The organism is Micrococcus sp. GbtcB5 (assembly GCF_019091605.1).
In the GTDB taxonomy this organism is placed as follows: domain Bacteria; phylum Actinomycetota; class Actinomycetes; order Actinomycetales; family Micrococcaceae; genus Micrococcus; species Micrococcus luteus.
The window spans coordinates 1-1,946 of record NZ_JAGXJK010000061.1; the positions used below are offsets into that span (position 1 = coordinate 1).

The 1,946-nt window shown below is 72.0% G+C and carries 4 protein-coding genes; all 4 read right to left on the reverse strand.

Annotated features, from left to right (window positions below):
* Positions 1-343: acyltransferase (locus tag KVS67_RS11340; RefSeq protein WP_217565377.1), on the reverse strand; the 343-nt coding region annotated here is incomplete at its 3' end.
* The gene (locus tag KVS67_RS11345) at positions 340-711 is read right to left on the reverse strand and encodes a PqqD family protein (protein ID WP_217565378.1); all 372 of its coding nucleotides are present in this window, start codon (positions 709-711) and stop codon (positions 340-342) included. The genes KVS67_RS11345 and KVS67_RS11340, both read right to left, overlap by 4 nt.
* On the reverse strand, positions 701-1,588 hold the full coding sequence (locus KVS67_RS11350; RefSeq protein WP_217565379.1) for a nucleotidyltransferase family protein: 888 nt from the start codon (positions 1,586-1,588) through the stop codon (positions 701-703). Before KVS67_RS11350 ends, KVS67_RS11345 begins: the two co-directional genes overlap by 11 nt.
* A gap of 116 nt (positions 1,589-1,704) precedes the next feature.
* A partial coding sequence (locus KVS67_RS11355; RefSeq protein ID WP_217565380.1) for a transposase occupies positions 1,705-1,946 on the reverse strand: 242 nt, incomplete at its 5' end.

Consider the following 1,946-nt stretch of genomic DNA (forward strand, 5'->3'; position numbering starts at 1 on the left):
CTTCAGCCAGGCCTCGTGGGAGAGGTAGCCGATCGCGCTGGTGAGGAGCAGGGCCACCCAGAACGGGGGGGAACAGGCGGATGGCGCGCGCGGTCAGGAACTCCCGTGCGGAGCCCACGCGCCGGACGGTCATGAAGATGACGAAGCCCGAGATGAGGAAGAACAGGTGGACGCCGAGGGTGAGCGGGCTCAGGTCGACCGGGGCCTGGCGCAGATGGGGGAAGAACGTGTTCGCGAGGGTGATGTAGTGGGCCAGCACGACACCGAGCGCGGCGAGACCGCGCAGCCCGTCCAGCTCCATGAAGCGGGCGTGGGTGTGGGCGGGAGGCGGGGCAGGGCTCACGAGGGCGATCCTTCAGGGGCAGACATCGAGGCGGGGCAGGCCGAGGTCACGCGGTCGAGGACGCCGTGCGCCTCGAGCATCTCGAGGAAGGCGTGGACGTCGGCCGCGACGTCGGCGGGGGCGAGGCCGAACGCCTCCGCGACCTGGACCGTGACGTCCGTCGTCGACAGCGGCGTCGGCGGATCCGCGACCAGGTCGTCATCCGGGGTGCGGCCGCCCACGAGGACGTCCCAGATCACGTCGCCCGAGGCGCTCAACAGCAGCGGCTGACCGGCCTCGAGCGTCATGACGGCGGCCTGGCCGCCGGCGGTGCGGGCCCACGCGATGTCGGGGGCGAGCGCCCAGCCCTCGGTGGTCTCAACGGTCACGGCGCACCGCCTTCCTCCAGGCCCAGCCGGCGAGTGCGCCGAGCCGGGCGCGCTGCTCGCGCCACAGGTCCGCACGGGTGACAGGCCGGCCCAGGCGCATCTGCAGATGGGGGCGGTTCACCGGGATCGTGCGGGCCACGAGGACGGCCCGCTCCCGCGCCGTGGCGGCCGACCGCCACCGGGTGCGGAACAGTTCAAGACCGCTCTGGCTCTCGTGCAGCGCCGCGAAGAGGGCCAGCTGCCGGGTGTCGACGCCGTCGGCGGCCTCGCCCGTGGCGACGTGCCAGGCCGCGCCCGCGTCCAGCCGGTGGGCTTCCTCGCGCAGGGCGGCCCAGCTCTCGGCGGTGAGGGACTCCCGAATGTGCCGGACGTCGAGGCCACCGCGGAACGGGTCGCGGGCCGCGTGGACGATCACGACGAGCCGCTGGTGGCGCGGGCTCGGCACCGGGACGGGCCGGCCGGCGATCACGAGGTGGGCGTGCTCGCTCCACAGGGCGTCGAAGGCCGCCTCGGGGGACGCGCCGAGGCCGGGGAAGAGCCGATGCACGTCCACATACCCCAGCTGGTCGTGCCAGAGCGTGGCCGCGTGCTGGAAGATCGACCCTTCCGAGAAGTCAGCGACCGGTTCCCAGCCGTGGGCGCGCAGGAGCTCGATGACGGCGGCGGCATCGGCCAGATGGACCAGCAGGTCCACGTCCGAACTGCGGCGGTGATCGGGGTAGACGCCGGGCTCGGTGGCGTAGCCCTTGAGGTGCAGGCCCCGGATGCCGGCCCGGTCCAGCAGATGCGCGATGCGGGCGTGCGCGAGGCGGACGCGGACCTCGAGGTCCAGGGACGGCGGGGCGCTCGGTCGCTGTCCCGTCGCTCGTTCTCCCATGGCCGCGAGCTTAGCCGACCCAAAGGAGGGCCCGGCGGTGACTGTGCCGGATGCCCGGTGCAAAGTTAAAGGGGCTCTTCGCGGTTCGTGGTGAATGACCCTGCAGTGGCGGGTATTCACGCTACGGTTCTCGCGGCGCTGGTCAGCAGGATACGGGTCCGGTAGTTCTCGGCGTTGCGGAATCCGCGGCCGGTGCGTTTGATGTTCTTGATGCCGGTGTTCGCTGCCTCGACGCGGGCGGTGGTCGCGCCGGTGACGATCAGGACTTCGATCGCGTCCCACCAGGCCACGACGGTGTCGTAGAGCTTGGTCGCCTCGGGCATGTTTGCGATCTGGGCGAAGTAGCCCATCCGCATCC